A 16,572-nucleotide genomic window follows, 5' to 3' on the forward strand; every position below is an offset into this window, starting at 1 on the left:
AGATGGAGGCGCAGACGGTGACTTCGGTGGGGCCGTAGGCGTTGAGGAGACGGAGGCGAGAGCCCCAGCGCTGGACGAGCTCGGGAGGGCAGGCCTCACCGGCGGAGATGAGGGTTTGGAGAGAGGGGAGGTCCTCGGGGCTCATCTGCGCGAGGACGGAGGGAGTGAGGGTGACAGCGGAGATGGACTCGTCGCGGAGCAAGTCGCGCAAGGGGGCGCCCGGGAGGAGGCGCTCGCGAGGAGCGAGGACGAGGGTGGAGCCGGCGAGGAGTGCGCCGAAGATTTCTGCGACGGAGGCGTCGAAGCCGAAGGCGGCGTACTGGAGGACGCGAGAGGAGGGAGAGAAGCCGTGGGCACGGCCAGCGGTGATAGCGGTGTTTGCGAGGCCGCGGTGCTGGAGAAGGGTGCCCTTGGGAGTGCCGGTGGAGCCGGAGGTGTAGATGACGTAGGCGAGGTTGTCGGCGCTGGTGCTGGAGGCCGGAGCGGACTCGGGCTGCGCGGAGATGAGGCTCGCGTCGGAATCCAGCCGGACGACGCTTTCCACATTCAGACCCAGCGACTGCACCAGAGTCGCCGTGGTGACGAGCACGGGGGCTGCGCAGTCGCGGAGCATGAAGGAGAGGCGCTCGACGGGGTACGAAGCATCGAGAGGGACCCAGGCGCCGCCGGCCTTGAGGATTGCGAGGATGGAGACGACGAGGTCGAGAGAGCGCTCGACGCAGAGAGCGACGGGGACTTCGGCCGTGACGCCGAGGCCACGCAGGTGGTGAGCGAGGCGATTGGCGCGAGAGTCGAGCTGAGCGTAGGTGAGGGAGGTGCCCTCGAAGCGAAGCGCGATGGCGTCAGGAGTGCGAGCAGCCTGGGCCTCGAAGAGGGCGTGCGCGGTGGCGTTGCGCGGGAAGTCTCGTGCCGTGTCGTTCCACTCGACGAGGAGCTGGTGCTGCTCGGCCTCGGAGAGAAGGGAGAGGGAGGAGAGAGGAGCCTCGGGCTGGGCCGCGGCCTTCTCGAGAAGGGCACCGAGGTGGATGAGCAGCCTGTCGACGGTTTGAGCCGTGAAGAGGTCGGTGCGGTACTCGATGCTGCAACCCAGGCCCTGGGCCGTCTCCTGGAGGGCGAGGGTGAGGTCGAGGCGCGAGGTGCCGGTGTTGGAGGGCTGGACGTGGAAGGTGAGGCCCGGGAGCTTCAGCTCGGTCTCGGGCTGATTCTGGAGCACCACGGCGACCTGGAAGAGGGGCGCGTGAGCGAGGCTGCGCTCGGGGTTGACGGCCTTGACCAGCTCTTCAAACGGAAGGTCCTGATGCGCGTAGGCGCCCAGCGTGTCCTTCCTCACGCGTCCGAGCAGCTCGCGGAAGGAGGGATTGCCACCCAACCGCGCGCGCAGGGCGAGCTGGTTGATGAAGAAGCCGATGAGGCCCTCGGTCTCCGCCTGGTTCCGGTTGGCGATACCGGTGCCGATGACGAAGGCCTCCTGGCCAGAGTAGCGGGACAGGACGGCCTGGAGGCCCGCCACCAGGGCCATGAACAGCGTGGAGCCCTCACGACGGCACAGCGCGTGGAGTGAGTCGACGAGCTGACGCGGCAGCACGCGCGAGACACTCGCGCCTCGGAAGCCCTGCACGGCGGGGCGCGGGAAGTCCGTGGGCAGATCCAGCAGCGGAGGCACCCCCGCGAGGAGCTCCTTCCACCAGGAGAGCTGGGTTTCGAGTGCCTCGCCCTGGAGCCAGGACTGCTGCCATGCGGCGTAGTCGGCGTACTGGATGGGCAGCTCCGGCAGCGGCGAAGGCTGACCCGAGGAGAAGGCCGCGTAGAGCGCCGCCGTCTCGCGCACGAGCACATCCATGGACCAACCGTCCGAGATGATGTGGTGCATCGTCAGCAGCAGCACGTGCCGCTGTTCACCCAGCCGAAGCAGGGTGACGCGCAGCAGGGGGCCGTGCGTGAGGTTGAAGGGACGACGGGCCTCTTCATCGACACGGAGTTGGAGCTCGGCATCGTCGAGTCCGGACAGCTCCACCACGGGCACCGACACAGGCATCGGCGCATGCACGAGCTGCTCGGGGCCCGCGCGGAACGTCGTGCGCAGCACCTCATGGCGCCGGACGACTTCCGTGAAGGCTCGCTCCAGCGCGTCTGTGTCCACCACGCCTTCGAGCCGCAGCGCGATGGGCATGTTGTACGACGGGCTGCCCGGCTCCAACTGGTCCAGGAACCACAGTCGCTGCTGCGCGAAGGACGGCACGAAGGCCCGGGGCGCTTCGCCATCACGCGGAAGGGCGGTGAGAGGCGGCCTCTGGAGCTTCGCGCCCGCGCTCAGGGCGGCGTCGATGCGCGTGGCCAGCGTGTGGACCGTCGGCGCCTCGAACAGCTCGCGCAGGGGCAACTCGACCTGGAACGCGGACCGCACGCGTGAGACGAGCTGCGTGGCGAGCAGCGAGTGTCCGCCCAGCTCGAAGAAGCTGACGGTGGTGCTGACATTCGGCACTCCGAGCACCTGGGCGAACAGCCCCGCGAGCAGCTCCTCGGTGGGCGTACCCGGCGTGGCCTGGGACGCGTCCTCGGTAAGCCACGACTGCTCGGGCACGGGCAGCGCCTTGCGGTCCACCTTGCCGTTCGCGGTGAGGGGCAGCGCGTCCATCATCCGCAGCGCGGACGGAACCATGTACTCGGGCAGGCGCTGGGCGATGAACGCTCGCAGCGCGGGGGCCTCCAGCGAGGACGCACCCACGACGTAACCCACCAGTCGCTTGTCTCCGGGCCGGTCCTCGCGAGCGAGCACCACGGCTTCACGCACTTCGGGATGCGCGAGCAGGGCGGACTCGATTTCGGCCAGCTCGATGCGGTAGCCGCGCACCTTCACCTGGGCGTCGGCGCGACCGAGGAACTCCAACACGCCGTCATGGCGCCAGCGGGCCTGGTCGCCCGTGCGGTAGAGCCGGGCGCCGGGCACGGAGGAGAACGCATCCGGGACGAACCGCTCGGCCGTCATCGCCGGCTGGCCGACGTAGCCGCGTGCCACGCCCTCGCCTCCGATGAACAGCTCACCTGTGACACCCACGGGCACCACCTGCCCATGCGCATCCAGCACGTACACCTGCGTGTCACCAATCGGGCCGCCAATGGGCGCGGTGGCTCCGTGGATGGGGCCATTCACCGTCCAGGACGTGGCGTCGACCGCCGTCTCGGTGGGGCCGTAGCAGTTGGCCAGACGGGTCTCCGGCCACTGCGCGCGGATGCGCCGCGCGAGCTCCGCCGGGAGTGCTTCACCACCGGACACCAGCACTCGCAGGCCCGTGGCGCGCTCGAGCCGATCGGCCTCCACGAACAGGCTGAGCTGCGAGGGGACGAGCTGGAGCACTGTCACCTGCCGATGCGCGAGCACCGTCAGCAGTGCGTCCATGTCCAGGTCCGCCGCCGCCGGAGGCAGCACCAGCCGCGCACCGCTGACCAGCGTGGAGATCAGCTCCGGCACCACGGCGTCGAAGCCAGGGGCCGTCTTCTGCAGCACGCGGTCGCTGGGCCCCAGGCCCAGATTCGAGCTGAACCAGGCCGTGTGTCGGGCCAGGGCGCGGTGCGGCACCAGTACGCCCTTGGGGCGTCCCGTCGAGCCGGACGTGAAGAGGATGTACGCCGCGCTTTCCGAAGGCAGGACCGGGGCGCGGAAGGTGCTGCTCGCCACCGGTTCGGACGCCAGCACGTCTTCGAGCACCAGGACGCCAGCCGTCCCCGCTGGCAGCGCCTCACGCAGCGCGCGCTGGGTCAGCACGACCGTGGGCGCGGTGTCGTCCAGCATCATCGCCAGTCGCTCGGACGGCGAGGAAGGATCGAGTGGGACCCAGACGCCACCCGCGGCGAGAATGCCGAGGACTCCGGCGACCAGCTCGGGTGAGCGACGCGCGAACAGACCGACGCGCACTTCGGGCCCGATGCCTCGCTGACGCAGCACTTCCGCCAGCGCGAGCGCCTGCCGCTCCAGCTCGCGATACGTGAGCTGCCCGTCGTTCCACTCCAGGGCGACAGTCTCGGGGGCCAGGGCGGCGCGCGACTGGAACCACGCGAAGACGGAGGTGTCGCGCGGGAAGTCCGAGCGCGTGTCGTTCCACTCCACCACCAGCCGGTGCCGCTCCTCGGTGGAGAGCACGGGCAGCGCGGCGAGCGTGAGGTCCGGGTGGTTCACCGCCGCTTCGAGCAGGCGCGTGAAGTGCCCCGTCATGGCCTGGATGGTCTCCAGGTCGAAGAGGTCCGTGTTGTATTCGAACCCGCCCGTGAGCCCGCCCTGCGTCTCCTGGAGGACGAGGGACAGGGCGTACTTCGCGATGCCCGGGTCCACGTCCGCGGAAGTGAGGGTGAGCTCCGACAGGGTCAGCGAGGGGGCAGGCATGTTCTGCAGCGCGAACATCACCTGGAACAGCGGCGAGTGACTCAGGCTGCGCGCGGGCTGCAACTCCTCCACCAACTGCTCGAACGGGACGTCCTGGTTCGTGAGCGCGCCGAGCGCCGTCTCTCGGGCCTGCTCGACGAGTGCGCGGAACGTCATGTCACCGGACATGCGTCCACGGAGGACGAGCGTGTTGATGAACACGCCGATGAGGCCCTCGGTCTCCGGACGATTGCGCCCGGCCACCGGTGAGCCCACGAGCACGTCGTCCTGACCCGTGGCGCGGTACAGCAGCGCCTCGAACGCGGCGAGCAGCACCATGAACGGCGTGGCGCCCATGTGCTGGCTGAAGGTCGTCACGGCGGAGGAGACCGCAGGAGACAGTCGCACGGGGTAGGTCGAGCCGGCCTGGGTCTGCATCGCCGGAACGGGACGGTCTGTCGGCAGCGTGAGCACGTGGTTCGCGCCCGCGAGCTGGGTCCTCCAGTACGTGAGCTGTCGCTCCAGCTCACCGGCCTCCAGCCACTGGTGCTGCCAGGCGGCGTGGTCGGCGTACTGCACGCGCAGCTCCGGCAGGGACGCGGGACGTCCCTCGCGAGCGGCGATGTACAGCTCCCCGGCCTCGCGCACGAGCACGCCCGTGGACCAGCCGTCGGAGATGATGTGGTGCATCGTCAGCAGGAGCACGTGCAGGCGCTCATCCATGCGGAGCAGCGTCACGCGCAGCAGGGGGCCTCGGGCCAGGTCGAAGGGCCGCTGCGCCTCCTGGAGCGACAACCTCTTCGCTTCGTCCTCGCGTTGCGCGGAGGGGTGCGCGGACAGGTCCACGAGTGCGAACTTGAGCTCCGCCGCCTCGGCGATGGCCTGCACCGGGCTGCCGTGGGCATTCGCGGGGAACGTGGTGCGCAGCGACTCATGGCGCCGCACCAGCGCACCGAAGGCCTGCTCCAGGGCCGCGACATCGACCGGGCCATCCAAGCGGATGGCGGCGGGCAGGTTGTAGAGGGCGGTGCCCGGCTCGAGCTGATCCAGGAACCACAGCCGCCGCTGCGCGAAGGACAGCGGAAGCTCACCCGTGCGAGGCACCGGCACCAGCTCTGGCGCCCGTGACGCACCCGCACCCGCATGCGCGACCGCTTCGAGCCGTGCGGCCAGCTTCGCCACCGTGGGGGCCTCGAACAGCTCCCTCAGTGGCACTTCCATGCCGAAGGTGGCCTGGATGCGAGACATCGACTGCGCGGCGAGCAGGGAGTGGCCGCCCAGTTCGAAGAAGTCGTCGTGGATACCCACGCGCTCGATGTGCAGCAGCTCGGCCCAGAGTGCGGCGAGCTGGGTTTCGACGTGGGTCCGGGGCGCGACGTATTCGCGGACCGGAGCGGAGAGGGACGCGTCGGGCGAGGGCAGCGCGTTGCGGTCCACCTTGCCATTGGGCGTGAGGGGGAGCGCGGCGAGCACTGCGATGGTGGAAGGCACCATGTGCTCGGGCAGGCGTCGCTTGAGCGACTCGCGCAGGGCCGCGACGTCGATGGTGTCGCTGGAGTCGGCGACGACGTAGGCGACGAGGCGCTTGTCGCCAGCGTCTTCGGTACGGACGACGGCGACGGCCTGGTGGACGGAGGGGTGGAAGAGGAGAGCGGCCTCGACTTCACCGAGCTCGATGCGGAAGCCGCGCAGCTTCACCTGGTCGTCGATACGGCCGAGGAATTCGAGGGTGCCGTCGGGCAGCCAGCGAGCCTTGTCACCGGAGAGGTAGAGGCGAGCGCCGGGAGAGGGGCTGAAGGGGTTGGGGACGAAGCGCTCGGCGGTGAGGGCGGGCTGGGAGAGGTAGCCACGAGCGAGGCCGACGCTGTCGACGCAGAGCTGGCCGGGGACACCGACGGGCAGTGGGCGCAGAGAGGAGTCGAGGACGTAGACGCGGACGTTGTCCCAGGGCTTGCCGATGGAAGGAGTCTGGCCGGGGAGGAGAGGAGCGGAGATGGAGGCGCAGACGGTGACTTCGGTGGGGCCGTAGGCGTTGAGGAGACGGAGGCGAGAGCCCCAGCGCTGGACGAGCTCGGGAGGGCAGGCCTCACCGGCGGAGATGAGGGTTTGGAGAGAGGGAAGGTCCTCGGGGCGCATCTGCGCGAGGACGGAGGGAGTGAGGGTGACGGCGGAGATGGACTCGTCGCGGAGCAAGTCGCGCAGAGGAGCGCCAGGGAGGAGGCGCTCGCGAGGAGCGAGGACGAGGGTGGAGCCGGCGAGGAGGGCGCCGAAGATTTCCGCGACGGAGGCGTCGAAGCCGAAGGCGGCGTACTGGAGGACGCGAGAGGAGGGAGAGAAGCCGTGGGCACGGCCAGCGGTGAGCGCGGTGTTGGCGAGGCCGCGGTGCTGGAGAAGGGTGCCCTTGGGAGTGCCGGTGGAGCCGGAGGTGTAGATGACGTAGGCGAGGTTGTCGGCGCTGGTGGCGGAGGCCGGAGGGGACTCGGGCTGCGCGGAGATGAGGCTCGCGTCGGAATCCAGGCGGACGATGCTCGGGACTTTCAGGCCCAGCGACTCGACGAGCGACGCCGTGGTGACGAGCACGGGGGCGGCGCAGTCGCGGAGCATGAAGGAGAGGCGCTCGACGGGGTACGAAGCATCGAGAGGGACCCAGGCGCCGCCAGCCTTGAGGATGGCGAGGATGGAGACGACGAGGTCGAGAGAGCGCTCGACGCAGAGGGCGACGGGGACTTCGGCCGTGACGCCGAGGCCACGCAGGTGGTGAGCGAGGCGATTGGCGCGAGAGTCGAGCTGAGCGTAGGTGAGGGAGGTGCCCTCGAAGCGAAGCGCGGTGGCGTCAGGAGTGCGAGCGGCCTGGGCCTCGAAGAGAGCGTGAGCGGTGGCGTCGCGCGGGAAGGCACGCTCCGTGTCGTTCCACTCGACGAGGAGCTGGTGCTGCTCGGCCTCGGAGAGAAGGGAAAGGGAGGAGAGAGGTGCCTCGGGCTGAGCCGCGGCCTTCTCGAGAAGGGCACCGAGGTGGATGAGCAGCCTGTCGACGGTTTGAGCCGTGAAGAGGTCGGTGCGGTACTCGATGCTGCAACCCAGGCCCTGGGCCGTCTCCTGGAGGGCGAGGGTGAGGTCGAGGCGCGAGGTGCCGGTGTTGGAGGGCTGCAGGTGGAAGGTGAGGCCCGGAACCTTCAGCTCGGTCTCGGGCTGGTTCTGGAGCACCACGGCGACCTGGAAGAGAGGCGCGTGAGCGAGGCTGCGCTCGGGGTTGACGGCCTTGACCAGCTCTTCGAACGGAAGGTCCTGATGCGCGTAGGCGCCCAACGTGTCGTGGCGGACACGTGCGAGCAGCTCGCGGAAGGAGGGATTGCCACCCAGCCGTGCGCGCAGGGCGAGCTGGTTGACGAAGAAGCCGATGAGGCCTTCGGTCTCCGAGTGGTTCCGATTGGCGATACCGGTGCCGATGACGAAGTCCTCCTGTCCGGAGTAGCGGGACAGGACGGCCTGGATGCCGGCCATCAGGGCCATGAACAGCGTGGAACCCTCACGACGGCTCAGCGCGTGGAGTGAGTCGACGAGCTGACGCGGCAGCACGCGCGAGACACTCGCGCCTCGGAAGCCCTGCATGGCGGGACGCGGGAAGTCCGTGGGCATGTCCAGGTGCAACGCCGCTCCGGACAGATACGCACTCCACCAGTCGAGCTGGGCGTCGAGCGCCTCGCCCTTGAGCCAGGACCGCTGCCATGCGGCGTAGTCGGCGTACTGGATGGGCAGCTCGGGCAGCGGTGAAGGGCGCCGCGCCGCGAAGGCCTCGTAGAGCGCGGTGGACTCACGCACGATCAGGCCCATGGACCAGCCGTCCGAGATGATGTGGTGCATCGTCATCATCAACACGTGCCGCTGTTCACTCAGCCGCAGCAGCGCGGTCCGCAGCAGGGGGCCACGCGCGAGGTCGAAAGGACGCTCGGCCTCCGCGAGGACTCGACGCTGGACTTCCTCGTCGCGCGCCTCTTCGGTGAGCGCGGACAGGTCTTCCAGCGGCATTGGCACGGCCGCGGGAGGATGGATGATCTGAACCGGGCCCTCGCGGAACGTGGTGCGCAGCACCTCGTGGCGGCGCACCAACTCCGTGAAGGACTGCTGCAACGCATCCATGTCCAGCGTGCCCTCGAGATGAATCGCGAGGGGCATGTTGAAGGTCGCGCTACCTGGCTGAAGCTTGTCGAGGAACCACAAGCGCTGCTGTGCGAACGACAGCGGTGGCGGCTGCGAGCGGTCCGTGCGGACCAGCGGCGGTGTTTGCGACACAGCCGTCTGTTGATTCACTCGCTCGGCGAGCTGTGAAACGGAGGGGGCCTCGAAGAGTTCGCGGAGTGGGAGCTCGACGTTGAAGGTGGAGCGGATGCGAGAGACGACCTGGGTGGCGAGAAGGGAGTGCCCACCCAGGGCGAAGAAGCTCTCGGTGACGCTGACGCGAGGCAGGTTGAGGACGGCGCCGAAGAGCTCGGCGAGCTTCTCTTCCGTGGGGGTACGAGGTGCGACGAAGGTCGACTCGTCCGTCAGGCTCGCCGCGTCGGGAGCCGGCAGCAGCCTCCTGGCGAGCTTCCCGCTGGGAGTCAGCGGCAGGGCCTCCAGGGCGACGAAGACGGAGGGCACCATGTACTCGGGCAGGCGCTTGAGCAGGGCGGAGCGGAGCGCTTCGGGCGGGACTGCGTCCGTCCCAGAGACAGGGACGACATAGCCGACGAGGCGCCTGGCGCCGGGGACGTCCTCTCGGACGATGGCCGCGGCGTCGCGGATGCCAGGCAGGGAGCGCAGCGCGGCCTCGACTTCGCCAAGCTCGACGCGGAAGCCGCGCAGCTTCACCTGTCCGTCGAGACGGCCGAGGAACTCGACGGTGCCCGAGGAGGTCCATCGAGCGGAGTCGCCGGTGCGATAGAGGCGTGCACCCGGCGTCGACGAGAACGGGTGGGGAACGAACTTCTCGGCCGTCAGCGCGGGCCTGTCGGTGTAGCCGAGTGCCAGGTGCGCGCCGCCGATGAAGAGTTCACCGGGCACGCCCACGGGCGTCGGCTGGCCAAGCGAGTCGAGGACGAAGAGCTGCGTGTGAGGCAGCGGCGAGCCGATGGAGGGCAGCCGGGGCCAGGAGGCGGGCGCTCCCTGCATGCGGAACGCGGAGACGACGTGCGTCTCGGAGGGACCGTACTGGTTCTCCAGGACGCAGCCCGGGAGCTTCTCGAAGAGGGCGACGAGGGCGGGAGTGATCTGGAGTTGCTCACCGGCCGTCACCACCTCGCGCAACGTCGTGGGAACGGTCGCGCCGTGAGAGACGGCGTCAGCGAGGGCCTGGAGCGCGACGAAGGGCAGGAAGAGCCGCCCGACGCGCTGCTGGTGCATGAAATCGAGCAGCGCGGGGATGTCCTGGCGCAGACCGCCAGTGGGCAGCACGAGCGTTCCGCCGGCCCACCATGTGGAGAAGATCTCCTGGCACGACACATCGAAGCTGAGCGAGGCGAACTGGAGGGTGGTGGCCGAAGGCACCACGGACTGGCGCAACTGCCAGGACAGCAAATGGCTCAGCGCGCGGTGAGGAAGGGCGACACCCTTGGGTCTGCCGGTGGAGCCGGAGGTGTAGATAACGTAGGCGGGGGACTCGGGAGAGAACGCGACGTCGGGCGAGTGAGGCGGTTGGGCGGAGATGGCGTCCGCCTCCGCGTCGACGAGGATGAGTCGCGCACTCGATGACGCGGGCAGCGAGGCCCGGAGGCTGGAGTGGGAAAGGACGACCGGCGCCGCGGAGTCCTCGAGCATGAACGCGAGGCGCTCGGAGGGGTAGTTGGGGTCGAGCGGCAGATACGACGCGCCAGCCTTGAGCGTCGCGAGGACCGCGACGGCCATGTCGAGCGACTTGTCGAGGCAGAGGCCGACGGAGCTGCCCGGTGAGACGCCGTGTTCGCGCAGCAAGTGCGCGAGTTGATTGGCCCGCGTGTCGAGCTGGGCGTAGGTGAGCGAGGCAACACCATCCGAGACGGCGATGGCGTGGGGCTTCCGCGCCACCTGCGCTTCCACGGGACGGTGGATGGGCGAGGTGACGTGATGGACGCTCGCGGTGTCGTTCCACTCGGTGAGGAGCTGGTGCTTCTCCTGCGTGCTCAGCAGCGGCAGGTGGGCGAGGGACTGGCTCGGGTCGGCGATGGCGGCCTGGAGCAGCCGCGACAGGTGCTCGCCCATGCGCTGGGCGGTGCTCCGGTCGAAGAGGTCGGTGTTGAATTCGAGCAGGCCGTGGATGTCGGCGCCGGAGTCGACGAGGAGAATCGAGAGGTCGAACTTGGCGGTGCCACTGTCCACGTCGATGGCGCGCAGGGCGCCGGACGCGTCACTCCGGGACGAGACGGGGGGCGCCGTCTGCAGCGCGAGCATGGCCTGGAAGAGGGGTGAGCGGCTGAGGTCGCGCTGAGGCTGGAGTTCCTCGACGAGCTTCTCGAAGGGAACGTCCTGGTGCGAGTAGGCGCCGAGGGTGGACTCGCGCACCTGGGCGAGCAGCTCGCGGAAGGACATGTCCAGGCGGAGCTGGGTGCGCAGCGCGAGCGTGTTGACGAAGAAGCCGATGATGCCTTCGAGCTCGGCCTGCCGGCGGTTGGCGATGGGCGAGCCGACGACGATGTCGTCGTGGCCGGAGTAGCGGGCGAGGAGGACGTTGAAGGCGGACAGCAGCACCATGAAGGGCGTGACGCCCTCGCGGTTGCAGAGGGTGCGAAGCGCGGTGGTGAGGTCCGCTCCAAGGCGCACGGGGAGATTGGCGCCGTGGGCGGACTGGACGGGAGGACGCGGCCTGTCGGTGGGCAGCTCCAGGGCATGCGGCGCCCCCGCGAGGTGGTTGCGCCACCAGGAGACCTGCTGAGCCAGCGCCTCATCCCGCAGCCAGCCTCGCTGCCATGCGGCGTAGTCGGCGTACTGGAGTGCCAGCGGCGCCAGCGGTGAGGGCAGGCCCTGGCTGAAGGCGGAGTACAGCTCGAGGACCTCGCGGCCGAAGACGCCGGCGGACCAACCGTCCGACACGATGTGGTGGACGGTGATGAGCAGCACATGGCGCTGCTCGTCGAGGCGCACGAGGGTGGCGCGCAGCAGCGGGGCGCGCGTCAGGTTGAAGGGAGTCTGGGCCTCGACGGTGGCGAGGCGCTGGGCCTCGGCGTCGCGGTCGGATTCCGGAAGGTGTCCGAGGTCGACGTGCGAGAGGTCGAACGGGACGTCGGAGTGGATGCGCTGCGCGGGCTGGCCGTCGTCACGGGAGAGGAACGTGGTGCGAAGCGACTCGTGGCGACGGACGAGTTCCTGGAGTGCGCGAGAGAGCGCTTCGGTGTGCAACTCACCGTTCACCTGGAGCGCGGTGGGGATGTTGTAGAAGGGACTGTCGGGCTGGAGCTTGTCGAGGAACCAGAGGCGCTGCTGCGCGAAGGAGAGCGGCAGGTCGCCGGAGCGCGGAACGGGCGCCAAGGGCGGAAGCTGGAGGCCGTCCTGAGTCTGGCGGGTGGCTTCGATGCGCGGCGCGAGCTGGGCGACGCTGGCGGCCTCGAAGAGAGCACGAACGGGCAGCTCGACGCCGAAGGACTGGCGAATGCGAGAGATGAGCTGGGTGGCGAGGAGGGAGTGGCCACCGAGTTCGAAGAAGTTGTCAGTGACACCGACGCGCTCGACGCGGAGGACTGAGGCGAAGAGGGAGGCGAGCAGCTCCTCGGAAGGAGTGCGAGGCGCGATGTGCTCACGCGAGGTGGGAGTGAAGTCCGGAGCCGGGAGCGCCTTGCGTTCCACCTTGCCGCTGGGGCTCAGGGGGAGTGCTTCGAGGAAGACGAAGGCGGAGGGCACCATGTACTCGGGGAGGCGCTGTGAGAGCGCGGCCCGGAGTGAAGCGGAGTCGGTGTCGCCAGAGGAGACGACGTAGGCGACGAGACGGGACTCGTCACGGACGACGACGACGGTGTCGGAGACGGAGGGAAGCGAGCGAAGCGCGGCCTCGACTTCGCCCAACTCAATGCGGAAGCCACGCAGCTTGACCTGGAAGTCGGAGCGGCCGAGGTACTCGAGGGAGCCGTCTGAGAGCCAGCGAGCGACGTCGCCGGTGCGGTAGAGGCGGGCACCGGGAGAGGCGCTGAAGGCGTCGGGGATGAAGCGCTCAGCGGTGAGGTGGGGCTTGCGCCAGTAGCCGAGGCCGACCTGGACACCGCCGATGAAGAGCTCACCGGGGACACCGACGGGAGAAGGCTGATTGTCGGAGTCGAGGACGTAGAGGCGGGTGTTGGCGACGGGCCTGCCGATGGGGATGGAGGACCGGGAGGAGCCGCGAGCGCAGTGGAAGAAGGAGACGTCGACGGCGGCCTCGGTGGGGCCGTAGAGGTTGTGGACCTCGGCGGAAGCGGGCAGGCGCGCATGGGCGCGAGTCACCAAGTCCGAAGTGAGAGCCTCACCACTGCAGACGACGCGACGAAGCGAGGAGAGCTTCTCGACACCCGGCTCCTCCAAGAAGGCGCGGAGCATGGAGGGGACGAAGTGGAGCGTGGAGACACGCTGCTCGGAGATGAGGCGGACGAGGTAGGCGGGGTCCTGGTGTCCACCGGGTTTCGCGAGGACGAGCCGCGCGCCGGTCATGAGGGGCCAGAAGAACTCCCAGACGGAGACGTCGAAGGAGAAGGGAGTCTTCTGGAGGACGGTGTCCATCGCCGTCAGCGCGTACTGCTGCTGCATCCACAGCAGGCGGTTGACGACGCCCGAGTGGGCATTCATGGCGCCCTTGGGGCGGCCCGTGGAGCCCGAGGTGAAGATGACGTAGGCGAGGGCGTCAGGGCCGGCGAGCGACTCCAGCGAGGAGGAGGGCTGTCGCGAGACAGCGTCCCACTGGGAGTCGAGGCAGAGGACGCGAGAGGCGTGCTGGGGGAGGACGGACGTCAGGTGCTCATGGGTGAGGAGCACGGGAGCGTCAGCGTCCTCGAGCATGCCGGCGAGGCGCTCGCGGGGATACGCGGGGTCCAGGGGGACGTAGGCGGCGCCGGACTTGAGGACTGCGAGCAGGGCGACGACGAGGTCGAGCGAGCGCTCCAGGCAGACACCGACGAGAGAGCCGGGGCGCGCGCCGAGAGTACGCAGGTGGTGAGCGAGCTGGTTGGAGCGTGAATCGAGCTGCGCGTAGGTGAGGAGACTGTCTTCGAAGCGAACGGCCTCGGCATGGGGAGAACGAAGCGCCTGCGCTTGGATGATCGAGTGAAGGGTGGCCTCACTCGGGTACTTCACGTGAGCGCCCTGGAAGTCGGAGAAGAGTTGAGTCTTCTCGTCGTCGGCGAGCAGGCCGAGGTGGCGCAGGGGCGCGTCGACGCGAGAGGTGGCGTCGGTGAGGAGGCTGACGAAGTGGCGAGCCATGCGACGCGGAGTGGCTGCGTCGAAGAGGTCGGAGTTGAAGTCGAGGGAGCCGAGCAGACGACCCTGGCTCTCGCTCATGCCGAGGGAGAGGTCGAACTTGGCGGAGTGAAGCTCGGAGCTGAGGACGTCGAGGGAGAGGCCCGGGAGGCGGAGGGCATCGTCAGGAGCGTTCTGGAAGGTGAAGGAGACCTGGAACAGCGGGCTGCGACTGAGGTCGCGCTGAGGCTGGAGTTCCTCGACGAGCTTCTCGAAGGGGACGTCCTGGTGCTCGTAGGCCGCGAGGGTGGACAGGCGCACCTGCTCCAACAACTGGCGGAAGGACTGGCCGCCATTGATGTGAGCACGCAGGACGAGCGTGTTGACGAAGAAGCCGATGAGGCCCTCGGTCTCCGCGCGATTGCGGTTGGCGATGGGAGAGCCAACGCAGATGTCGTCCTGACGAGAGTAGCGAGACAGCAGCAGTTGCCACGCGGCGAGCAGCACCATGAAGGGCGTGGCGCCCTCGCGCTGGGCGAGTGCCTTCACGGCGAAGGTCAGCTCAGCAGACAGCTCGAAAGGAATCAGCGAGCCGCGGAAGGACTGGACGGCGGGACGGGGCCTGTCGGTAGGCAGCTCAATAGCAGGAGAAGCGCCCGCGAGCTGGTTGCGCCACCAGGCGATTTCTGAGGCGAGGACATCACCCTGGAGCCACTGGCGCTGCCAGACGGAGAAGTCGGCGTACTGGATGGGCAGAGGCGCAAGCTGAGCGGGTTCGCCGCCGGAGAACTGGCGGTAGAAGGCGGCCAGCTCGCGGACCATGACGGCGATGGACCAACCGTCGGAGGCGATGTGGTGGACGGTGACGAGCAACTGGTGCTCGGACGCATCCAGGCGGAGGAGTGACGCGCGGACGACGGGGCCCCGGGCGAGGTCGAACGGACGCACGGCTTCGGCTGCCGCCAACCGCTGTGCCTCGGCGTCACGCTCCTGCTGGGGCAGGGCGGAGAGGTCAATGAGAGGCATCTCCAGCCGGAAGTCGAGCTGGACGTGCTGAACGGGCTGGCCCTCATGAATGGCGAAGTGGGTGCGCAGGGTCTCGTGACGCTGAATCAGCGCGTTGAGGGACTGGAGCAGCGCATCCGAGTCAAGCGAGCCAGAGAGCTTGAGCGCCCAGGGGATGTTGTAGGTGGAAGCGCCGGGCTGGAGCTGGTCGAGGAACCAGAGGCGCTGCTGGGCGAAGGAGAGAGGCGGCGGCTGGGCACGGTCGACGGGGACGAGGGCCGGCTGGCGAGACGAGGAGCCGTGGAGCAAGTCCAGCCGCTCGGAAAGGAGAGCGACGGTGGGAGAAGAGAAGAGCTCACCAAGGGGCAGCTCGACGTCGAAGGTGGAGCGGATGCGAGAGACGACTTGAGTGGCGAGGAGGGAGTGGCCGCCCAACTCGAAGAAGTCGCCGTGGATGCTGACGCGCTCCAGGCCGAGGACGTCGGAGAAGATGGAGGCGAGGCGGGACTGGGTGAGGGTGGAGGGAGGGGCGAAGTCGTCGCCGGAGGCGTCAGCAGCGGCGAAGTCGGGAGGAGGAAGAGCCTTCCTGTCGAGCTTCCCGTTGGCGGAGAGGGGGAAGGCGGAGAGGGAGACGAGAGCGGCCGGCACCATGTACTCGGGCAGGCGCTGCGAAAGGAATGTGCGCAGCGCCGAGCCATCGACAGAGGACTCGGCCGAGGTGAAGTAGGCGATGAGACGCTTGTCGCCGGGGACGTCCTCGCGAGCGAGGACGACGGCTTCCTGGATGCCGGAGAAGAGACGGAGGGCAGCCTCGACTTCACCCAGCTCAATGCGGAAGCCACGGACCTTCACCTGGAAGTCGGAGCGGCCGAGGAACTCGAGAGTGCCGTCGGCGAGCCAGCGGACTCGGTCACCGGTGCGATAGAGGCGAGCACCAGGAGTGCTGCTGAAGGGATGCGGGACGAAGCGCTCGGCGGTGAGGTCAGCGCGGTTGAGGTAACCCCAAGCAAGGCCGTCACCCCCGACGAAGAGCTCTCCAGGGACGCCCGGAGGCAGGGGCTGGAAGGAGGCGTCGAGGACGAAGGCGGAGGAGTTGGAGAGAGGAGCGCCGATGGGGACGGAGCGAGAGAAGGAGTCCCCATTCCGCAGCGAGTGAGTGGCGGAGAAGGTGGTGTTCTCGGTAGGGCCGTAGCCGTTGACGAGGACGTGGCCGGGGGGCAGCCGCGAGAGGTGCTCGCGGACGCGAGAAGGCGGCAGGACGTCGCCACCGGCAAGCACCTGGCGGACACCAGCCAGCGCGACGGGCTGAGTCGCCACCATCTGCTCGAAGAGAGCGGCGGTAAGCCAGAGGGAGGTGATGCCCTCGCGGACAAGCAGAGAGCCCAACTCCTCGAGGGACAGGGCATGAGGAGGAGCGAGGACGAGCTTGGAGCCGTGGAGGAGAGCGCCCCAGATTTCGAGGGTGGAGGCGTCGAAGGCCACGGGGGCTGCGTGGAGCCAGACGTCGGAAGCGGCGAAGGAGATGAAGGAAGAGGAGACGAGGCGGGTGACGCCTCGGTGAGGGACGCAGACACCCTTGGGCTCACCGGTGGAGCCGGAGGTGAACATGACGTAGGCAAGGTCATTGCCCGTCACGTCCAGAAGGGGCGCCGAAATGGGCTGGCGAGCGATGAGAGCAGCCTCCTCATCGATGACGAGGAGGACGGCACCGAAAGCAGGCAGGTCATCGACGACGTCGGAGTGAGAGAGGACGACGCCGGCTGAGGACTCGCGGAGGACGAAGGCGAGGCGGTCGGAGGGCCAGGCCTTGTCGAGGGGGACGTAGGAGGCGCCGGCCTTGAGGA

At 68.8% G+C, this 16,572-nt stretch carries 1 protein-coding gene; it reads right to left on the reverse strand.

All coding sequences use genetic code 11. From position 1 onward, the window contains the following. On the reverse strand, nucleotides 1–16,572 hold a 16,572-nt coding region (locus tag FJV41_RS38265), incomplete at both ends, for a non-ribosomal peptide synthetase (protein WP_141647559.1).

Origin of the sequence: Myxococcus llanfairpwllgwyngyllgogerychwyrndrobwllllantysiliogogogochensis, assembly GCF_006636215.1 — a bacterium.
Lineage (GTDB): Bacteria > Myxococcota > Myxococcia > Myxococcales > Myxococcaceae > Myxococcus > Myxococcus llanfairpwllgwyngyllgogerychwyrndrobwllllantysiliogogogochensis.